We start from the raw sequence: 19,551 nt of genomic DNA, 5'->3' as shown, positions 1-19,551 counted from the left end.
GTGGGCTTCAGCGGAGTCCTCGAGCCGTTTCGTGAACGGAACTATTCGCTGTACTTCGCCGGCCAGACCCTGTCGCTGACCGGCACCTGGTTCCAGAACCTCGCGCTCTCGCTCGTCGTGCTCGACCTCACCGGGAGCGCGCGGGCGCTGAGCGGTGTCACGATCGCGCAGTTCCTGCCGATGCTGCTGCTGAGCCTGCCCGCCGGTCGGATAGCCGACCGGTTCCGACCGCGCACCGTCCTGATGGCGACGTCATTGGTCTCCGCCATCCTCGTGGGTGTTCTCGCGATGATCGTGGCGTCGCCTGATCCGTCGCTTCCCGCTCTGTACGGGATCGTCGCGGCGCTGGGAAGCGCTCAGGCATTCGAACGGGTCGCCGCTCAGACCATCATCTTCGAACTGCTGGGGCCTCGTGTCTTCTCGAGGGGAGTCGCGCTGAGCACGGTGGCAGTGGCCGTGTCGCGCTCGATCGGTCCCGGCCTCGCCGGAATCCTCTTCCAGGCGTTCGGAGCCGTTCCGGGAATGATCGTCAACGCGGGCTCATTCCTGCTCGTGTTCGGAATGCTCGCGTTGATCCGGACCGAACGGTTCCACCTCCGGCGGGTGAGCGGAGCGACACAGCCGTTGCCGATGATGCGGCTCCTGCGCAACCGTGCGATCGTCACGCTCCTGCTCACGAATATCTTCATCGCCGTGCTCGCGATGAACTTCATGGTGACGTTGACCTCTGTCGTGACCATGGATTTCGGCGGCGACGGCACCGCAACCGGCATGGCGCACGCGCTCAACGCCGTCGGGGGCATCGTCGGTGGAGTCGCTGCAGCCTCGATCGTCCGACTGCGGCCGATCATGGTCGCGGTGGCGCTCGTGGGCTTCGGCGCCACCGTGCTCATCAACGCCGCGGCGCCGTCGCTGATGTGGTTCTTGATCGCGGCGCCGGTGCTGGGGCTCGGTCTCGGCTTCTACAGCAGCGTGCTCAATGCCACCGCGCAGATGTCGGTGCCGCCCTCGGACATCGGCCGAATGATGTCGCTCATGAACATCGGCAACTACGGTGTCGTGCCGTTCGGCGCGCTGCTGCTCGGCTGGATCATCGACATCAGCTCCGGGCGCATCGCCCTGGCGATCGGAGGACTGGCAGCCCTCCTCGCCGCGGGATGGGTGTGGTGGAGAGTGCGAGGAGAGCGTCCGGAACGCGCGGTATGACCGCGGAGACGGCGTCCTCAGGACAGCCGAACGACGTCCCCGTCCCACGTGAAGCGGGTGTCCAGGCCCGCGCGGCGTGAGATGTCCTCGATGTACGCGAGCACCGAATCACGATCGCCTTCGCCCAGCGGCACCGGAGCGGCGCTGTCATCGATCCAGCACGGGATGACCCCGGCGCGGACCTCGCCGCCGTCGACGTCGAGCACGGCGATCGCGGTGTTGCGGCTCTCGGGATGGAACGGGTATCCGGGCATCTTCGGGTCCGGGGCGAATCCGTACAGTTCCACGCGACGCTTGGCCCAGGCCTTCAGCTCTTCGGAGTCATTGTCCTCGGCAGGGGTGAGCGCGTCGGTGACGGTGACGAAGTTCCCGAGACCGTGGAAGATCGGTCTGCCGCGGTACATCTCGACGCCACGCATGATGTGCGAATGGTGCCCGACGACGGCATCAGCGCCCGCGTCGATCGCAGCGTGAGCGATCTCGTACTCGTAGTCGTCGATGCGCGCCGGAGTGTGACCGTAGCCCTTGTGCAGGGCGACGACCACGACATCGACGTCCGCCGCGAGCGCGGTGACGGCATCCGTCATCTGGCGCAGCGATGTGCGGTCGGCGAAGGTGTAGATCTGCGGCGGATTTCCCGGGTTGAGGTCGTCGAGGTCGTAGTGGGTGAGCACCTTGACGAACGCCGCTCCGGCCTTCCTGCTGGTGGCCCATGATTCGCGGGGTCCGACGCAGTTGAAGCTCAGCACGCCGACGCGGATGCCGTCCCGCTCGACGATCGCGGGTTGCATGGCGGCCGTGAGGTTCGCGCCCGTCCCGGTCGTGACCATGCCGTACGACTGCGCGGCGGCGATCGTGTCGAGCACCCCGCGCTCACCGAGATCGAAGGCGTGGTTTCCTGCGATCGTCGCGATGTCGTAACCGGCGCGGGACATCGCCTCGAGGTCTTCCGGTCTGGCCGGAGGCGCCGGAACGGTCAGCGCCGTCACCGCCTGCTCCGTGGTGTGCGGCACCTCGATCTGCCCGATCGCGACGTGCGCGTTCCGGGTGACGGGCGCGCTGGCGGTGAAGTACGAGTCGGGGTCGTCGAACTGAAGGACGATGTCGCCGACCGCGACGATGCGTGTGCTCATGTGGATCCTTAAATCAAGTTACTTGATATTAGTGGGATGAGAGTCGCCGGCACAAGGAGGGGTGGTGGGCGCGGCTGTGCTTTGATCGCTGTATGTCCCGTCGGCTGCTCGCGTCCCCTTCTGTCAGTCCTGATCCGACACTCAGGCACGTCCTGCGTCATGTCGCCCGGACCTATCAGGCGCAACTGACCGAGCAGTTCCAGCAGTACGGCATCAGTGACGCCGAATACACCGTGCTGTTCGTGCTCAAGAGGATGCCGGGACTGTCCAGTGCCGAGATCTCGCGCTGGACGGCCGTCACGGCGCAGGGCGGGAACCAGATCGTGAAGAGCCTCCTCGCGCAGGAGCTCGTCTCGCGCCGGCCATCTGACGATCATGGACGAGTCCTTCTCATCGAGCTCACCCCAGAGGGCCGACGGATCGTCGACGCCTGCGAGGCGCATGCCAACGCGCTGGAGGATCAGATGTGCAGCGCGATGGCACCGGGCGAGCGTGCGGACTTCATGCGACTTCTGCGTCTTGCCGCGGATGGTCTCGGGAGCCCGATCTCCACAGTGTCGCGGCGCAACTGACCTGCCCGGTGCTGTCCGTCCGCACGAATCTTCTCGTGATGTCTTGACTCAGCGCGCTCGATAGTATCTAGTTACTTGATACATGTGCTCGAAGCGGTGAGCACGGCAACTCGGCAAGGAGGCTGATTCGTGATCCCGATGCTGGTACGGCGTCTCGTGCTCGTGATCCCGATGATCATCGTCGTCTCGGTGATCATGTTCATGCTCGCCTCCCTGGTGCCAGGCGATCAGGCCAGAGCGATCCTCGGGGAGACGGCGACGCCGGAGGCGATCGCCGCACTGCGGGAGCAGCTCGGTCTGAACCTGCCGTGGTACCAGCAGTACCTGAACTGGGCGCTGAGCGCCGTGCGCGGAGACCTGGGGACCTCGATCTACAGCGGAGAATCGGTGGTGAGCATCCTTGCGGGACGGTTCCCGGTGACGGCTTCGCTCGCGCTGCTGTCGACACTCGTGATCGCTGCGATCGGGATCTGCCTCGGACTGCTCAGCGCGCTTCGAGGCGGTGTGGTGGGCCGAATCCTGGACTCCGTCTCGCTGTTCGGGCTGGCGGTGCCGAGCTTCGCCATCGCCATCCTTCTCGTCTCGGTCTTCGCGGTCACAGTGCGGATCTTCCCTGCGACGGGATACGCGCCCATCGAGCAGGGGTTCGGGCCCTGGCTCTGGGCGCTGGTTCTCCCCGTCGTGGCACTCAGCCTGGGTGGAACCACCCTGGTCGCCAAGCAGATGCGCGATTCGGCCAAAGAGGCACTGGGCAAGGACTACGTGCGCTTCCTGCGAGCCAACGGAGTCGGCGAGACCTCGATCGTTCTTCGGCATGTTCTGAAGAACGCGGCGATCCCGGCCGTGACGATACTCGGCATCGGCGCCATCTCCGCGTTGACCGGAACGGTGTTCATCGAGAACGTGTTCGTGCTCCCGGGGCTCGGAACCCTCGCGACCCAGGTCACCCTCAACCATGACCTCCCCGTCCTCCTCGGTGTCGGTGTGCTGTTCACACTCGTCGCCGTGGTCATCAGCCTCGTCGTCGACGTGCTCTACGGCGTGCTCAACCCGAAGGTGAGGACTTCATGATGACTCGTCAAGGGTCACCCCGTGTCATTGAGAGCAGTCGCCGTAGTCTTCTCCTGGACGTGCTGCGCAAGCCCTTGGGCGCAGCATCCATCCTGTTCCTGTTGATGGTCATCGCCGCATCAGTGCTGGCGCCGGTGCTCGCGACGCACGACCCGCTCTACCAGGATCTGGGTGCGGTGCGGCTGATGCCTTCGGCCGAGCACTGGCTCGGTACGGACGCACTGGGGCGCGACATCTACAGTCGCCTGCTCTACGGAGGGCAGGAGTCTCTGCTGGGAGTCGCGCAGGCGCTCGTCGTCGCGCTCGCACTGGCCGTGCCGATCGGCATCGCGGCCGGCTACTTCGGTGGATGGCTCGACTGGGTCGTGATGCGGAGCATCGACATCAGCCTCGCGATCCCGGGGATCATCGTGACGCTGGCGGTACTCGCCATCTTCGAGAACAGCATGTTCGCGGCGATGGTCGTCTACGGCGTGCTCGTCTCCGCGGGCGCAGCGCGCGTGATTCGCAGCGTCGTGCTCGGCGTGCGCGAAGAGCTCTACATCGACGCCGGACGAGCGACCGGGCTGACCAGCGCACAAATCCTCGTGCGCCATGTGCTGCCCCGAACGCTCGGCGTCGTCATCGTGCAGGCCGCGATGCTCAGCGCAATCGCGCTCGGAGTTCAGACCGGTCTCGCATTCCTCGGATTCGGCCCGCAGCCGCCCGCGCCGACCTGGGGCGGGATGGTGGGCGAGGCCTCATCGATGCTCCAGTACTTCACGTGGATGATCGTGCCCACGTCGGGAATCATCGTTCTGACGACGCTCGCGTTCGGCCTTCTCGGTGACGCGGTCCGCGATGCGAACGCCGAGCGGATCGAGCGTCCGGTTCGTACGGCAGGCCGGCGCTCCTCGACAGGACCCGCTGCGATCGCGCCGGTGACGGCTGTTCGGACGAATGAGGACAGCAGTCTGCCCGTTGATGAGGACGCGCTGCTGTCGGTGCGCGATCTCACGGTGGCATTCGGTACGGGCGACGGTGAGACCGTCGTGCTCGACCGGGTCAGTTTCGACATTCAGCGCGGCGAGACGGTCGGGCTGGTGGGCGAGTCCGGGTCGGGCAAGACCGTGACGGCGATGGCCGTGCTCGGTCTGCTCGCAGAGGGTGGCCGGGTGCTCTCCGGTCAGATCCGGTTCGACGGCGCTGATATCTCCGGGTACTCGCGTCGGCAGTACGCGGCGCTTCGAGGCACCAAGATGGCGATGATCTCGCAGGAGCCGATGGTCGCTCTCGATCCGGCCTTCCGCATCGGCTTCCAGATCGCCGAGGTCGTGCGTGCGCAGCACAGGGTCAGCTGGCGGGCCGCGCGTCGCCGCGCTCAGGAGCTTCTCGAGGCAGTGCGCCTGCCGAACCCCGGCGAGGTCGCGAAGCTGTATCCGCACCAGGTGTCCGGAGGGATGGCGCAGCGGATAGCGATCGCCATCGCGCTCGCCGGCCGCCCGCAGCTGCTCGTCGCCGACGAGCCCACGACAGCCCTCGACGTCACGGTGCAGGCGGAGATCCTCGATCTGCTGCGTGCGCTGCAGGAGCGACTCGGCATGGCCGTTCTGTTCGTGACCCATGATTGGGGAGTGGTCGCCGACATCTGTGATCGCGCGGTGGTGATGTACGCGGGGCAGGTCGTCGAGAGCAGCACTGTCGAGCGCGCCTTCGAAGATGCGTTGCACCCGTACAGTCAGGCGCTTCAGCGCTCGAACCCGCATGATGCGCCCAAGGGCGCGCCCCTTCCCACGATCGGCGGCGCGGTGCCGTCCGCCGGTCGGTGGCCCACTGGCTGCCACTTCGCTCCGCGCTGTCCATTGGCGACCGAAGCCTGCCGTGACGGTCGCATCCCGATGATCGCCGCGCAGGAGGATCACCTGGCACGCTGCATCCGGATCGACGAGGCTCGCGCAACGCGCGAGGAGACCCAGGAATCGCTGGAGGTGACGAAGTGACCGACGCGCAGGAGCGTCCTCTGCTCGAGGTGGACAACCTCGCCGTGGAGTACCGCCGCGGGCGGCGGCGCACTCGCGCGGTCGAGAACATCAGCTTCGACATCGCGCCCGGCGAGACTCTGGGACTCGTGGGCGAGTCGGGGTCGGGGAAGTCGACGATCGGCAAGGCGATCATCGGGCTCGCGCCGGTGACCGAGGGCAGCATCCGGTATCGCGGCACTGAGATCGGCACGATGACAAGGGCGAAGCGTCGTGCTCTGGCGAGAGACGTGCAGGTGATCTTCCAGGACCCGCACAGCTCTCTCGATCCCACCAAGCCGATCGGGTACTCCATCGCCGAACCGGTGCAGGTCCACGAGCCCGGGCCCAAGGCTGCCGTGCGAGAGCGCGTGCTCGAGATGCTGCGTCGGGTCGGGTTGTCAGAAGACGCCGCCCATCGCTTCCCCTCGCAGTTCTCCGGTGGGCAGAAGCAGCGCATCGCGATCGCTCGCGCGCTCATCCTCGCTCCGAAGCTCGTCGTGTGCGACGAACCCACCAGTGCGCTCGATCTCTCGATCCAGGCAGAGGTGATCAACCTCATGGCCGATCTTCAACGAGAGACCGGGGCGAGCTTCCTCTTCATCTCGCATGACCTGTCGATCGTCCACTATCTCTCTGACCGCATCATCGTGCTCAAGCAGGGACATGTGGTCGAGAGGGGGAGCGCTGAGGAGATCTATCGCGACCCGCAGCAGGATTACACGCGTCTGCTGCTGGATGCGGCTCCCGTTCCGGATCCGGTCGCACAGGCCCGACGAACGGCTGCCAGGCAGAAGGAAGGACTCTCTGCCCGCACTGACGCGATCGCCAGCAGTATCCGATGACCACGGGCCCGACGCCCGCAAGGAGGTTCCATGCCCATTCAGAAACTCGCTGACGCCGAACTCTGGTTCGACGAGTACGGCCCCGATGATGCTTCCGAGGTGTTCCTGTCCATGGCGATGGGGTTCTCGGGGCTCGACGCCTACCCCGAGCGGCTCTCCGAGTCGCCGACCGACTACAAGGTCTACACGATCCAGGCACGCGGATTCGGCCGTTCCACGCGTCCGGACAGCGTGCCCGAAGAGGGCTGGCTGGCGCAGTGGGCAGACGATGTCGTCGCTTTCGCCGACGCGAAGGGCATCGAGCGATTCGTCTACACCGGAGCATCCCATGGAGCAGGAATCGGCTGGTACATCGCCGTCCGCCATCCCGAGCGTCTCAAGGCCTTCGTGTCAGTCGTGGGCACGCCCCACGACCGGTTCGGCGTGACGGATTCGTCGGAGGGCCGGCGCGAATCGATCCGCGCTCGCATGGCAGGCGACGTCGACGCCATGCGGGTGCAGTTCGAGAAGCTCGGCGGCTGGCTGCACGAAGACGAGATCGAGCGGCGACGCCAGCGCGACCTGCTGATCGACGGTGCGATCGCCGGCGCGATGGCACGCGACGACGGTGAGTCGCAGATCAATCAGGGCATGCCGTTCCCCGAATCGAAGACCAACGACGAGCTCGCCTCGGTGCTGCGCACGATCAGCGTTCCCACCCTCATGCTCGCCGGCATGCGCGACGGCATCGTCTCTCCCGAATCGTCGCTCCGCGGCGTCATGAACGTCCGCGACTCGAAGGCCGTCTTCTTCGAGAGCGAGGGCCACTACATGACCAGGGAGATCCCCGAACGTCTCATCCGGGAAGTCCGTCTGTACATGGATGAGATCAACGGCACTGCCCGACCCGAGCGGCGCCCGATTCACGATCACACGAAAGTAGACACAGTATGAGAAAGCTGACCTGGGATCAGCGCCGCGGATTGCGGTGGGGTGCGGTCGCCGCATCCTTCGCCCTGATCGCCGGCCTCACCGCGTGCGGGCCGAGTACGAGTGCCGACAGCGACGCCGGCAATGACAAGCCCGTGGCAGAGCGGGGCGAGGAGCTCACCCTGCAGTTCCGTGGAGCGCCCATCAGCCTCGACCCTGCGCTGCAGGGCACGGCGAGCGGATCGATCTTCACGGTGCTCGCGTACGACCCGATCATCTATCAGGCGCCGGACGGCAGCCTGCAGCCGTCGCTCGCCACCGAGTGGGAGTTCGTCGACGACGACTACCGCCAATTCGAGTTCACGCTGCGGGAAGGCCTCGAGTTCGCCAGCGGCGAGCCGCTGGATGCCAACGCGGTGAAGGCCTCGATGGAGTACTTCCTGGGCAAGGGCGGCGGCCAGATTCCGCGTGTGGGAACGATCTCGAGCATCGAGGCCGTCGATGACCTGACCGTGCGCATCAACTACGAGCAGCCCTGGGCCGATGCGCCGTTCTCGTTGACGCAGACCGTGATGTTCGGCAACATCATCGGGCCGGACGGGCTCGCTGATCCGGATTCACTGCTGCAGGAGATGGACGGTGCCGGGCAGTACATCTACGACGCCGACGCATCGGTGCCGGATTCGCAGTACGTCTACACGCACAACCCCAACTACTGGAACCCCGATGCGCAGATGTGGGACAAGGTGGTCGTCGAGATCATCTCGGATCCCAACGCGGTGCTCAACGCGGCATCCACCGGGCAGATCGACTTCGGACTGGGGTCGCCGCTGTTCGCCGACGCCGCTGAGGGCGCCGGCCTCGAAGTGGCCGCCGCGCCGTTCTACAACTGGGAGCTGCGTCTGCACGATATCGCCGGCGAGGTGAACCCGGCGTTGGCCGACCCTCGCGTGCGAGAAGCCATCGGCCTCGCAATCGACCGCGAGTCGATCGTTGCGGCTCTGGGTGGCCAGTACATGGCGCCCAGCAACCAGTTCGTCGTCGAGGGACTCGAGGGATACAACCCCGACATCGGATTCGAGTTCGATCTGGATCGCGCCAAGAAGCTGATGGACGAGGCGGGGTACGAGGACGGATTCGCGTTGACGGTCGTCGACAGCAGCCTGCAGGACAACCAGTCGCAGATCGCGCAGGCGGTGGCGAGCGCGCTCGCCGAGATCGACATCGAGGTGAATCTCGTGGTGGACTCCGTGAGTATTCCGTCATTCGCCGAGAAGCTCGAGTCGAAGGAGTACGAGGCGAGCATCTGGGCCTCGAACGGCGACGTCGCCAACTCCTACCGACCGTTCCGGGGCGCCGGATCCATGAACAACCCGTTCGGCGCCGTCGACGATGAGATGGAGGCGCTGTACGCCGAGAGCCTCACTCTCGGCGGCGAGGAGCGCGAGAAGGTCTACCAGCAGATGAGTGAGCGCTGGCAGGAGGCGGCGTTCGCCGTTCCGATCGTCACCGGATACTTCGTGAACTACATCGGGCCGAAGGTCACGAACGTGAACTCCTCAGCCAAGAACCCGGTGATGCTGCCGGTCGGCCCTGAGCCCGAGTACAACTGGCAACCCGTGCAGTGAACCGGAGGGGACCGCGGCGGAGCTGCGGTCCCCTCTCGTACACGGCTCGCTTCTGTCGCTCCGCGGACGGTTGGGGATACGCTGGGCGTAGAGCGAACCCACGTTCGCAGAGCGAACATCGCGAGGACGGGCGAGTCGATATGACCACCACTCATATCTACGACGCCGTGCGCACTCCCTTCGGCCGTGCGGGCGGTGCGCTCGCCGGCGTCCGACCCGATGATCTCGCTGCGACCGTCATGCGTGCGAGCGTGAAGCGTTCGGGCCTGGATTCCGCGCGTATCGACGACGTGATCTTCGGTGATGCGAATCAGGCAGGAGAGGACAACCGCAACGTCGCTCGCATGGGGGCGCTGCTGGCGGGGTTCCCGACGACGGTGCCCGGCGTGACAGTCAACCGACTGTGCGCGTCGAGCGTGGAAGCGGTGATCCAAGGAACGCGGGCCATCGAATCAGGCGATGCCGAGATCATCCTCGCCGGCGGTGTGGAGTCGATGAGCCGTGCACCGTTCGTGGTGGAGAAGTCGGCGAAACTGTATCCGGCGACTGGCAATCAGACGATGTGGAACACCGCGATCGGCTGGCGCATGACGAACAAGGCGCTGCCGACGCACTGGACCCTCTCCAACGGCGAGGCTGCCGAGAAGACTGCGAAGACCTGGGGCATCAGCCGGGCGGACCAGGATGCCTTCGCGGTGCGCTCGCACGACCTGGCCGCCAAGGCGTGGGCCGAAGGTGTGTACGACGGTGAGATCGTGCAGGTCGAAGGCGCCGAGCTCGCCCGTGACGAGGGCATCCGCGACGGATCGACTGTGGAGAAGCTCGCCGGCCTGCGCGCGTTGTTCGCCGCCGACGGCACGGTGACCGCCGCGAACTCGTCGTCGATCAACGATGGTGCTTCCGCGGTGCTGTTGGGTGCGGAGGGAGCGCTCGACGTCGAGCCGTTGGCGCGCATCACCGGGCGCGGGGCGCACGGCGTGGATCCTGACGATTTCCCGACGGCACCGATCGAAGCCGCGAACAAGGCGCTCGCGCGCGCCGGGCGTACGTGGGCGGACGTCGACGTCGTCGAGTTGAATGAGGCCTTCGCATCTCAGTCCCTCGCCTGCCTGCGCGGCTGGCCGGGCCTCGACCCCGAGAAGCTCAACATCCACGGCGGTGCGCTGGCGATCGGGCACCCTCTCGGCGCGTCCGGAGGGCGCATCATCGGCCATGCCGCGCACGAGCTGCGCCGTCGCGGGCGCGGCGTCGCCGTCGTCGCGATCTGCATCGGCGTGGGGCAGGGGCTCGCCGTTGTGCTGGAGCGTTGAGTGGAGCCGACGAGGACCTGAACGAGGCCGTCAACTCATCCCGTAACGGTGCGCGAGGATCACGGCGTGGATCCGGTCCCTCGCCTCGAGCTTCATCAGCACGCGGCCGACGTGCGTCTTGACGGTCGACTCGCTCAGGTACAGCTCCTGAGCGATCTCCGCGTTCGTGAGCCCGCGGGCGATCGCACGGAACACATCGCGTTCGCGGTCGGTGAGCGCAGCGGTGGGATCCGATGCCGCCTCTGCCGCAGGCAGGCGAGGGCCGAGGTGCTCCAGCAGCCGACGCGTCACCCTCGGCGACAGTGCGGCATCCCCGCGGTGCACCGCACGCACGGCCGAGGTCATCTCGTGCCGCTGGGCGTCCTTGAGCAGGAAACCGCTCGCCCCTGCGCGGATCGCGCCGAAGGCGTACTCGTCCAGGTCGAATGTGGTGAGCACGAGCACCCGGGTGTCGGGCATCGCCTCGACGATCGCCTCCGTCGCGGCGATGCCGTCGAGCCCCGGCATCCGGATGTCCATCAGCACGACGTCGGGTCGCAGCTCCCGCGCACGACCGATCGCCGCCTCGCCGTCGCCGGCCTCACCGACGACGACCATGTCGGACTCGGCCTCGAGGACGAGCCGGAACCCGACGCGGATGAGGTCCTGGTCGTCGACGAGGAGGATGCGGATCGGATCGGTCACTTGACGTCCTCTGCTCGGTCGGGGGTGGTCGATCCGGATGCCGCCGGCAGCTCTGCGCGCAGCATCCAGCGCCGGTCGTCGACCGGTCCGGAGTGGATCGTGCCGTTCACATGCGTGGCGCGCTCGCGGAGACCGCGGAGTCCGAACCCGGTCGTGCCGACCGGACCGGTGACGCCGTCGTTCTCGATCTCGATGAGCACGGGGTCGCGGGAGTAGTCGATGAGCACCGCGATCCTCGTCGCGCCGCGGGCGTGACGCATGGCGTTGGTGATGCCCTCCTGCACGATCCGGCCGATCGCGAAGTCCACCGTGGCGGACACGTTCGCCTCGCCGACGGTCGTGAGGGTGACGGGGTATCCGGCGTTCTGCGCCGTGGCGACGGTGGCGTGCGGAGCGGCGGATTCCATCGGGGCCAGGGGGATGTCGCCCGCCCCGTCGCGCAGCACTCCGAGCATCGAACGCATCTCGGTCAGCGCACCGCGGGCGGTCGCCGCCGCCGCCGTGGCAGCATCCCTCGCCCGTGCCTGGTCCTCGGTCGCGGCGGCGCCCTCCGACAGGGCGACGATCACGGTCAAAGAGTGCGAGACGATGTCGTGCATCTCGCGCGCGATCCTGGCGCGCTCCGCGGATGCCGCCAGCTGAGCCTGCTGATCGCGTTCGACGAGAAGCTGTCGCGATCTGTCGATCACGGCTTCGAGGTAGCGCTTGCGGCCCCCGACGTTCACGCCGATGAGCGTGCCGATCAGAGCCAGCGTGAGCTGACCGAAGATGGCGTTCAACGCCGTCTGCAGGGAGATCACGCCGGTGAGCTGCAGAGCGACGGAGATCAGGCTCAGCGAGCCCATGCCGATCGCGAGCCCGTTCCACGCCGCACGCGAGGAGCGGTAGACCGCAAGGGAGTAGCTCGTGACGAGCAGCAGCGGGCCACCCGCGGGCTCCAGGAGGAAGAGGTACGCGACCGCTGTGACGTACGCGACGACGAAGGCCGCGCGCGGCCACTGCCGTCGTCGCAGCAGGAGTGCGCACGCGCACAGGATGAGCGTCCCGATGATGATGCTGGCGACCACAGGCGGAGGGTCGATGAGCACCATGTCGCCATCAGGCGTCGAACGATATGTGGCGAAGTTCGATGCCGGGACGATCGAGAGCAGCAGGCAGATGAATGCGACGAGCACGTCGGCGAAGACCGGATGCCGCGCCCAGAAGCGACGGATGATCCCCGGCGGACGCGGAAGCCGCAGCTCCTCCTCCTCACGGAGGGAGGCGCTGCGGCTTCTCGAGGTCGACACGGCCTCGACTCTACGCGTCGGTGAGTGCGGGAGTCGTCTACTCACGTGCGTGCCGATGGACGTCGCGCTCTCACGCGTCGCGGGTCCTGAGGACCGCCCATGCCGACGCCATCCCGGCCGCGACCCATGCGCCGAGCGTCAGGTAGGCCTCGCCGGTGGACAGACCCACGCCGTCCTGGGGGAGGATGGCGCTCTGTGCGGCGGTCATCGGCAGATGGTTGCTCACATCCGTGATCCATTCCCAGCCCTCGACCGGCATCGCGAAGATGCTCGCGATGATGGGGAGGACGAACAGGAGTCCGACGGTGGCTGCGATCGCACCGGCGCCGGAGCGCAGCAGGAACCCGAAGGCCACGCCGATCAGCGCGAACACGGCCATCGAGAACGACGCGGCCAGGATCGGCACGATCGCACCGGCAAGGTCGTCTCCAGGGAACGCGATGTCCCTCGATGCGAAGATCGGCATCACCGCGATCGCGGCGAGGATGAAGATCGCGAGCGAGGAGATGAAGAGGAACACGCCCACGACGATCGCCTTGGCGGCGAGCACCGAGCCGCGGACGGGATCGGCGGCCAATGTGGACCGGATCATCCCGGTGGAGTACTCACCGGTCACGGCGATGGCTCCGAGGATGCCGGCGAGCAGCATCGTGAACTGGAAAGGCGTCACGACGGCTTGGATCGGTTCGAACCCTGGGACGTTCACTGCGCCGGCGACGAGCACGGCGATGCCGATCGTGAACAGCGCGGCGATGCTGATCGACCACCAGGTGGAGCGGAGGGTCGAGAGCTTGATCCATTCGCTGCGCAGCACACGCGCGAACGTGAGGCGGTGCGTCGAGGCCACGCGCGGGCGTGCGGCGGGGGCGGCTGTGGTGGTCATGCGAGTTCCTTCACGGAGTAGTCGGCGGAACGGTACTCGACCGATTCGCCGGTGAGTGCGAGATACGCGTCCTCGAGCGAGCCGTTCGCCGGGGTGAGCTCATGCAACGGGATGCCGCGATCGGCGGCGATGTCGCCGATGCGCGCGGCGGGGAGTCCGACGATGTCCAGTGAATCGGGGCTCGTGCTGACGATCTCGACGTCGCTGGAAGCGACGGCGGATGCCAGATCCGCGATCCGCGGGCTCCGGACCCTGACCGTCGTTGCGGTCCAAGCACGGACGAGTTCGTCCAGCGGAGCATCCGCCAGCACTCGACCGCGGCCCATGACGATCACGTGATCCGCGGTCTGCGCCATCTCGCTCATGAGGTGGCTGGACAGCAGCACGGTTCGTCCTTCGGACGCGGCGAAGCGCACGAACTGACGCACCCAGCGCACGCCCTCGGGGTCGAGGCCGTTGACGGGCTCATCGAGGATCAGCGTGTGGGGATCGCCGAGCAGCGCCGAGGCGATGCCGAGACGCTGGCCCATGCCGAGCGAGAACTTGCCGGCGCGCTTGCGGGCCACCGACCCGATACCGGCGAGATCGATGACCTCGTCGACGCGCGATGAGGGGATGCCGTGGGTCGCCGCCATCGCGCGCAGGTGGTTCCTGGCGGTGCGGCCGGTGTGCACGGCCTTGGCGTCGAGGAGCACGCCGACTTCTGTGAGAGGGGCACGCAGGTGCCGGTACTCCTTGCCGTTGACGGACGTCCTGCCGGCGGTGGGTCTGTCGAGGCCCACGATCATGCGCATCGTGGTGGATTTGCCGGCGCCGTTCGGTCCGAGGAAGCCGGTGACGGTACCCGGCTTCACGGTGAACGAGACGTCCTGCACTGCGGTCTTGTCTCCGAACCTCTTCGTGAGGCCTTCTGCTGTGATCATGTCTCCACGCTACGAAGATGCGCCGGATGCGCGCGTCCTCCCCAGGTGCCGACTGCACGGATCAGGGTGGCACTGCGGGCCCACTGCGAGGATTCGGCAATAGGTGACAACGCCGCGCACACTGGCTGCACGGGTGCGCCCGGTGGGTATCGTGAGACCCATCGAGATCCGTTCCAGGGGTGCGAGCCCGTGATCCGGACCGGATCGGACCGAAGGGATCATCCCATGTCCAATGACAATCCTGTCTCCGATCCTCAGGCCGCGGCATCCGATGGCGGTGCGCGCTCGCGGCGCCTCAGGAAACCGATCGTCCGCCGCAGAAGGCTCGAAGTCGACGATGTGCTCGTGGTCAAGAGGTCGCGGCTGCGCATCGCGATCTCCGGCACGGTGGTCGGCAACTTCATGGAATGGTTCGACTTCGGAATCTACGGCTACCTCGCTGTCACGCTGACCGCGGTGTTCGCATCCGACGCCCCCGGCGGCTTCGGCCTGCTGCTGACCCTGCTCGGGTTCGCGATCTCGTTCCTCGTGCGTCCCCTCGGCGGGCTGGTGCTCGGGCCGCTCGGTGACAGGATCGGCCGGCAGAAGGTGCTGTTCTTCACGATGACGATGATGGCGATCGCCACCGGGCTCATCGGACTGCTGCCGACGTCCGAGCAACTGGGGCTGTGGGCCATCGTGCCGCTGTACCTGCTGAAGATGGTGCAGGGCTTCTCCACCGGCGGTGAGTACGCGGGCGCGACCACCTACGTGTCCGAGTTCTCCCCCGACCGTTCGCGTGGGTACTGGTCATCGTTCCTCGATGTCGGCTCGTACATCGGCTTCGCCGCCGGTGCCTCGACCGTCGCGATCGTCACGTGGATCACCGAGGGCATCTCGGGCACCGGGGCGATGATCGAGTACGGCTGGCGCATCCCGTTCCTCATCGCCATCCCGCTCGGCGTCGTGGCGATCTGGTTCCGGCTGAAGATCCCCGAGACCCCCGCGTTCGAAGCCGAACCGGAGGAGGAGCGCGAGGGGAACCCGAACGATCCGCTGGCGCGCCAGGGCGTCATCGGCATCTTCCGGCACCACTGGCGCGAGGTGCTGATCGGCATCGCGCTGGTGTCTGCGACCAACACCGCCGGCTATGCGCTGACCAGTTACATGCCGACCTATCTCGAGACCGAGGTCGGCGTGTCCAATCTCATGGCGGCGATCGCCACGGTGCCGGTGCTGATCGTGATGAGCGCGTGCCTGCCGCTGATCGGCAGGCTGTCCGACCGCATCGGGCGCAAGCCCGTGTACGGCATCGCGGTGATCTCGACGATCGTGCTGATGGTGCCCGCGTTCGCGGTGATGCAGATCGGTCAGGAATGGGCGGTCATCATCGCGCTGGCGATGGTGGCGATCCCGGTCGCGTTCTACGTCGCGATCTCGGCATCCGCTCTTCCCGCACTGTTCCCGACCGCGTCCCGATTCGGGGCGATGGCGATCGCGTACAACGTCGCGGTGTCGTTGTTCGGCGGCACGACGCCGCTGTTCAGCCAGGCTCTGATCGACCTCACCGGCAACACGTACATGCCGGCGTTCTACATCATGTTCTTCGCCGCGCTCGGCGGCGTGGCGATGCTCTCGATGAAGGAGACGGCGAAGCGGCCGCTGAAGGGATCGTTCCCGACGGTGGAGACGCGTGCCGAGGCGAAGGAACTGGTCGCCGAGCAGGACGATAATGAACTGCTCGACACCAGCACCATGCCCCTGCCCATCATCCAGAACTGAGGTCTCCCGATGGCCATCATCGACAACGCGATATACGTGAGCGGTGTCCGTACGGAGAACCCGCACACCTTGAGCGAGACCTTCGAGACCATGCGCGAGCGCGGTGGAATGGGCTGGATCGGGCTGTACCGTCCTAGCGAGCACGAGGTGCGCGAGGTGGCGGACGAACTGGGGCTGCACGCCCTCGTGGTGGAGGACGCTCTCGCCGGGCACCAGCGTCCGAAGATCGAGCGTTACGGGGACGTGCTGTTCCTGGTGCTGCGCCCCGCCCGGTATCTGGACGATGTGGAGGAGGTCGAGTTCGGGGAGGTGCACGTCGTCGCGGGTCCCGACTTCGTCGTGACGATCCGCCATGCCGAGTCTCCCGACCTCGGACGCGTGCGCGCGAGGCTCGAGCACGATCAGCAGCTGCTCGCGCGCGGTCCTGAAGCGGTGCTGTACGCGATCCTCGACGAAGTGGTCGACGAGTACGCTCCCGTTCTGGCCGGCCTCGAGAACGACATCGACGAGATCGAGAACCAGCTGTTCGTCGAGGATGCCGACGCCACCGAGCGCATCTACAAACTCGCCCGTGAGGTGATCGACTTCCAGCGGGCGACGCAGCCGCTTCCCGGCATGCTCGAGGCGCTGCAGCGCGGATCCGAGAAGTATCAGGTCGAGCTCGAGCTGCAGCAGTACCTGCGCGACGTGCTCGATCACACGTTGCGCATCGCGGATCGCGCCACGACGTTCCGGACGGTGCTCGACAACGCTCTCACCGTGGAGTCGACGATCGTCGCGCGACGTCAGAACGAGGAGATGCGAAGGATGACGGAGCTGAGCATCCGTCAGAACGAGGAGGTCAAGAAGATCTCGGGATGGGCGGCGATCCTGTTCGCACCGACGCTGATCGGCACGATCTACGGGATGAACTTCACCGTCATGCCGGAGCTCCATTGGACGTACGGCTACCCGATGGCCGTCGGGGCGATGCTCGTGATGGGGCTCGGTCTCTACGCCGTCTTCAAGAAGAAGGGCTGGCTGTAACGCTCAGTCGAGGTCGACCGGGAAGATCCGGTCATCATCCGGCGCTGGGGCGCCCCGACCGTCGGTGTTGTTCGTCATCGCCCAGACGGATCCGTCGGGGGCGAGCACGACGTCGCGCAGGCGCCCGTGTTCGCCGACCAGATGCTCGGTCGACGCCGCGAGGTCGGACAGGGGAACCTCTCGGAGGCGCTCGCCGCGGAGGTTCGCGATGAGGATGACGTCTCCCGCGACGACGATGCCGCTGGGACTGGCGTCCTGCGGCGCCCACTGCTGCACCGGATCGATGAAGCCGTCCTGGTCGGCGATGCCCTCGACCTCGGGCCAGCCGTAGTTGCCGCCGGGCTCGATCACGTTGAGTTCGTCCCAGGTGTCCTGCCCGAACTCGCTGGCGTACATGGCGCCGTCGGCATCCCACGCGATGCCCTGGGGATTGCGGTGCCCGAGGCTGTAGACGGCCGAACCCGGGAAAGGGTTGTCCTGCGGGATGCGCCCGTCAGGGGCGAGGCGGAGGATCTTGCCCCCCCGGGCTGTCGAGGCTCTGCGCGCTCTGTTCGTCCCCGGCGTCGCCGGTCGTGGCGTAGAGCATGCCGTCCGGACCGAACGCGATGCGGCCGCCGTTGTGATTGCGTGCTGCGGGGATGCCGTCGAACACGCGCTCGGGAGCGTCGAGGCCGAGCGCGCCGGGCTCTCCGGTCAGTGCGAAGCGGTCGATGCGGTTCTCGTCACCCGCTGTGTAGTACGCGTACAGATGATCATCGTGGACGGCGATGCCGAGGAGTCCGCCTTCTCCGGCCGGCGCGACGCCGCCGATGACGGCTACCTCGCGGGCGGCGCCCGCGCCGTCGAGTTCGAGGATGCGCGCGGAGTCGCGCTCGCTCACCAGCGCGGTCGTGCCGTGGAAGGCCACTGACCACGGGGCGTCGAGGTCCGAGACAGCGAGCGAGGATGACGGCGTCTCCGACGCGGTCGGGGTCGCGGATGCGGTCGCGGTCTCGGACGGCGCGACGTCCGCGGGAGCGGTGCAGGCCGTGAGCGCGGAGACGACGAGGATCAGGGGGATCGGACTCAGGAAGCGCTTCGTCGACATGGGATCGCTCTCCGTCAGCTCTGCCCGTCCGGTCAGCGCGCCGAACCGGCTGGCAGTGGCGCTGTCCGGTCTGCCAGAGCCGCGGCGATCCGCCTCACGGCCTCCTCCATCAGGGGCCGGGGCATCGCGAACACGAAACGCGTGAAGCCGACCGCGGCGACTCCGCAGGCCGCGCCGTCGGTCATCGCGACGCCGGCGTTCTCTCGGAACCACGTGCCGAGATCGCCCGTGAGTCCGGTGGCCCGGAAGTCCAGCATCGCGATGTAGGTGCCCTCCGGTGTCGTCATCCTGACGCCGGGGAGGTGCTCGGCGACGAGATCGGCGAGCAGGCGGCGGTTACCGTCGAGATACTCGACGACCTCCCTCAGCCAGCCGGCGCCACCGGTGTAGGCGCCGATGTTCGCGACAGCGCCGATCGTCGATGTGCCGTGGCCGACCCAGGCGCCGGCCGTCTCCCAGAGCCGAGCGTCCTCTTCATTGGAGAGGATGATCTGCGCGCACTTGAGGCCCGCGAGGTTCCAGGCCTTGGAGGCGGATGCCGCGGTGATCGTGTGGCCGGCGGCCGTCTCCGAGATCGAGGCGTACGGGATGTGCCGTGCGGGGGAGTAGACGAGCGGGGCGTGTATCTCGTCGGAGAAGACCCGCCCTCCTGCTGCCGCGACGGTCTCGGCGACGCGCTCGAGCTCTTCGCGCGTGGAGACGGTGCCGAGGGGGTTGTGCGGGTTGCACAGCACGAACAGCTCGCCGCCGTCGGCGAACGCGGCTGTCACGGCGGCGTGATCGATCTGCCAACGGCCGTCGATCTCCACACTCGGTACTTCGATGACCCGACGGCCGTGCATCTGCGGGACCATCAGGAACGGCATGTAGGCGGGCGTCGGGACGATGACGGCGGCACCGGGGCTGGTGAACTGCTCGATCGCGAACTCGAACGCCGCGATCACGTCCGGAACGTGGTGCACGCGCTCGGCCGGCACGTTCCAGCCGTATGAGCCCGCATACCAGTCGGCTGTCGCCTGGGAGAGGTCGTCGGCGAGTTGCTGCGGGAGATAGCCGGTGAGTCCGCGTTCCATCGCGCCGCTCACAGCATCCTTGACCGCCGGTGCGACACCGAAGTCCATCTCGGCGACGAACGCCCCGATCACGTCAGGGAACATCGTCCACTTCAAGCTGCCGGCCGCGCGCAGGTCGGCTTCCGTGGTCGCGTCGAAGTCCTGGGGTGACATC

General features: G+C 67.0%; 18 protein-coding genes. 10 read left to right on the top strand and 8 right to left on the bottom strand.

The window, feature by feature from the left end:
* A complete protein-coding gene (locus tag ACYVG2_RS12625; RefSeq protein ID WP_460781307.1) occupies positions 1–1,206 on the top strand; it encodes an MFS transporter in 1,206 nt (401 codons plus the stop codon).
* Between the two features lie 17 nt (positions 1,207–1,223).
* On the opposite strand, the gene ACYVG2_RS12620 is transcribed toward ACYVG2_RS12625, so the two are convergent.
* Entirely contained in the window at positions 1,224–2,339 is a 1,116-nt protein-coding gene (locus tag ACYVG2_RS12620; protein WP_460781306.1) for a CapA family protein, read from the bottom strand.
* Between the two features lie 92 nt (positions 2,340–2,431).
* Here ACYVG2_RS12620 and ACYVG2_RS12615 point away from each other — a divergent pair, with 92 nt between their 5' ends.
* The 7 genes from ACYVG2_RS12615 to ACYVG2_RS12585 all read left to right on the top strand — a co-directional run bounded on the left by ACYVG2_RS12615 (position 2,432) and on the right by ACYVG2_RS12585 (position 10,671).
* Positions 2,432–2,911, top strand: a complete 480-nt coding sequence (locus ACYVG2_RS12615; protein ID WP_460781305.1) for a MarR family winged helix-turn-helix transcriptional regulator — start codon at positions 2,432–2,434, stop codon at positions 2,909–2,911.
* A 138-nt stretch (positions 2,912–3,049) separates the two neighbouring features.
* Positions 3,050–3,982: an ABC transporter permease gene (locus ACYVG2_RS12610; RefSeq protein WP_448964869.1), complete on the top strand. Its 933-nt coding sequence runs from the start codon at positions 3,050–3,052 to the stop codon at positions 3,980–3,982.
* A 59-nt stretch (positions 3,983–4,041) separates the two neighbouring features.
* The gene (locus tag ACYVG2_RS12605) at positions 4,042–5,961 is read left to right on the top strand and encodes a dipeptide/oligopeptide/nickel ABC transporter permease/ATP-binding protein (RefSeq protein ID WP_460781304.1); all 1,920 of its coding nucleotides are present in this window, start codon (positions 4,042–4,044) and stop codon (positions 5,959–5,961) included.
* A complete protein-coding gene (locus ACYVG2_RS12600; RefSeq protein ID WP_448964732.1) occupies positions 5,958–6,824 on the top strand; it encodes an ATP-binding cassette domain-containing protein in 867 nt (288 codons plus the stop codon). Before ACYVG2_RS12605 ends, ACYVG2_RS12600 begins: the two co-directional genes overlap by 4 nt.
* Positions 6,825–6,854: 30 nt before the next feature.
* Positions 6,855–7,757 (top strand): alpha/beta fold hydrolase, encoded by a 903-nt coding sequence (locus ACYVG2_RS12595; protein ID WP_460781303.1) that lies wholly within the window; start codon positions 6,855–6,857, stop codon positions 7,755–7,757.
* On the top strand, positions 7,754–9,361 hold the full coding sequence (locus tag ACYVG2_RS12590; protein WP_460781302.1) for an ABC transporter substrate-binding protein: 1,608 nt from the start codon (positions 7,754–7,756) through the stop codon (positions 9,359–9,361). Before ACYVG2_RS12595 ends, ACYVG2_RS12590 begins: the two co-directional genes overlap by 4 nt.
* A gap of 140 nt (positions 9,362–9,501) precedes the next feature.
* The gene (locus tag ACYVG2_RS12585) at positions 9,502–10,671 is read left to right on the top strand and encodes a thiolase family protein (protein ID WP_460781301.1); all 1,170 of its coding nucleotides are present in this window, start codon (positions 9,502–9,504) and stop codon (positions 10,669–10,671) included.
* 30 nt (positions 10,672–10,701) lie between these two features.
* Here the strand turns inward: ACYVG2_RS12585 and ACYVG2_RS12580 are convergent, their stop codons facing one another.
* The 4 genes from ACYVG2_RS12580 to ACYVG2_RS12565 form a co-directional block, all read right to left on the bottom strand.
* Complete coding sequence (locus ACYVG2_RS12580; RefSeq protein WP_460781300.1) at positions 10,702–11,355, bottom strand: response regulator; 654 nt, start codon at positions 11,353–11,355, stop codon at positions 10,702–10,704.
* Complete coding sequence (locus ACYVG2_RS12575) at positions 11,352–12,644, bottom strand: sensor histidine kinase (protein WP_460781299.1); 1,293 nt, start codon at positions 12,642–12,644, stop codon at positions 11,352–11,354. The genes ACYVG2_RS12580 and ACYVG2_RS12575 overlap by 4 nt, the downstream gene beginning before the upstream one ends.
* 70 nt (positions 12,645–12,714) lie before the next feature.
* Entirely contained in the window at positions 12,715–13,527 is an 813-nt protein-coding gene (locus ACYVG2_RS12570; protein WP_448964705.1) for an ABC transporter permease, read from the bottom strand.
* Positions 13,524–14,450, bottom strand: a complete 927-nt coding sequence (locus ACYVG2_RS12565; RefSeq protein ID WP_460781298.1) for an ABC transporter ATP-binding protein — start codon at positions 14,448–14,450, stop codon at positions 13,524–13,526. Before ACYVG2_RS12565 ends, ACYVG2_RS12570 begins: the two co-directional genes overlap by 4 nt.
* Positions 14,451–14,675: 225 nt before the next feature.
* Here ACYVG2_RS12565 and ACYVG2_RS12560 point away from each other — a divergent pair, with 225 nt between their 5' ends.
* Together ACYVG2_RS12560 and ACYVG2_RS12555 are read left to right on the top strand one after the other, a co-directional pair.
* Complete coding sequence (locus tag ACYVG2_RS12560; protein ID WP_460781296.1) at positions 14,676–16,211, top strand: MFS transporter; 1,536 nt, start codon at positions 14,676–14,678, stop codon at positions 16,209–16,211.
* 9 nt (positions 16,212–16,220) lie between these two features.
* Positions 16,221–17,237, top strand: a complete 1,017-nt coding sequence (locus ACYVG2_RS12555; protein WP_448964702.1) for a magnesium and cobalt transport protein CorA — start codon at positions 16,221–16,223, stop codon at positions 17,235–17,237.
* Between the two features lie 3 nt (positions 17,238–17,240).
* Here ACYVG2_RS12555 and ACYVG2_RS12550 read toward each other — a convergent pair whose 3' ends face one another.
* Genes ACYVG2_RS12550 through ACYVG2_RS12540 form a run of 3 tightly spaced genes read right to left on the bottom strand, consistent with a single transcriptional unit; the run spans position 17,241 to position 19,550 of the window.
* A complete protein-coding gene (locus tag ACYVG2_RS12550) occupies positions 17,241–17,723 on the bottom strand; it encodes a PQQ-dependent sugar dehydrogenase (protein ID WP_460781466.1) in 483 nt (160 codons plus the stop codon).
* 7 nt (positions 17,724–17,730) lie between these two features.
* A complete protein-coding gene (locus tag ACYVG2_RS12545; protein ID WP_460781295.1) occupies positions 17,731–18,324 on the bottom strand; it encodes a PQQ-dependent sugar dehydrogenase in 594 nt (197 codons plus the stop codon).
* Positions 18,325–18,356: 32 nt separating this feature from the next.
* On the bottom strand, positions 18,357–19,550 hold the full coding sequence (locus tag ACYVG2_RS12540; RefSeq protein WP_460781294.1) for a MalY/PatB family protein: 1,194 nt from the start codon (positions 19,548–19,550) through the stop codon (positions 18,357–18,359).
* Position 19,551 lies beyond the last annotated feature (1 nt).

It is taken from the genome of Microbacterium shaanxiense (genome assembly GCF_054779995.1).
This window is presented reverse-complemented; position numbering and strand designations above follow the sequence as displayed.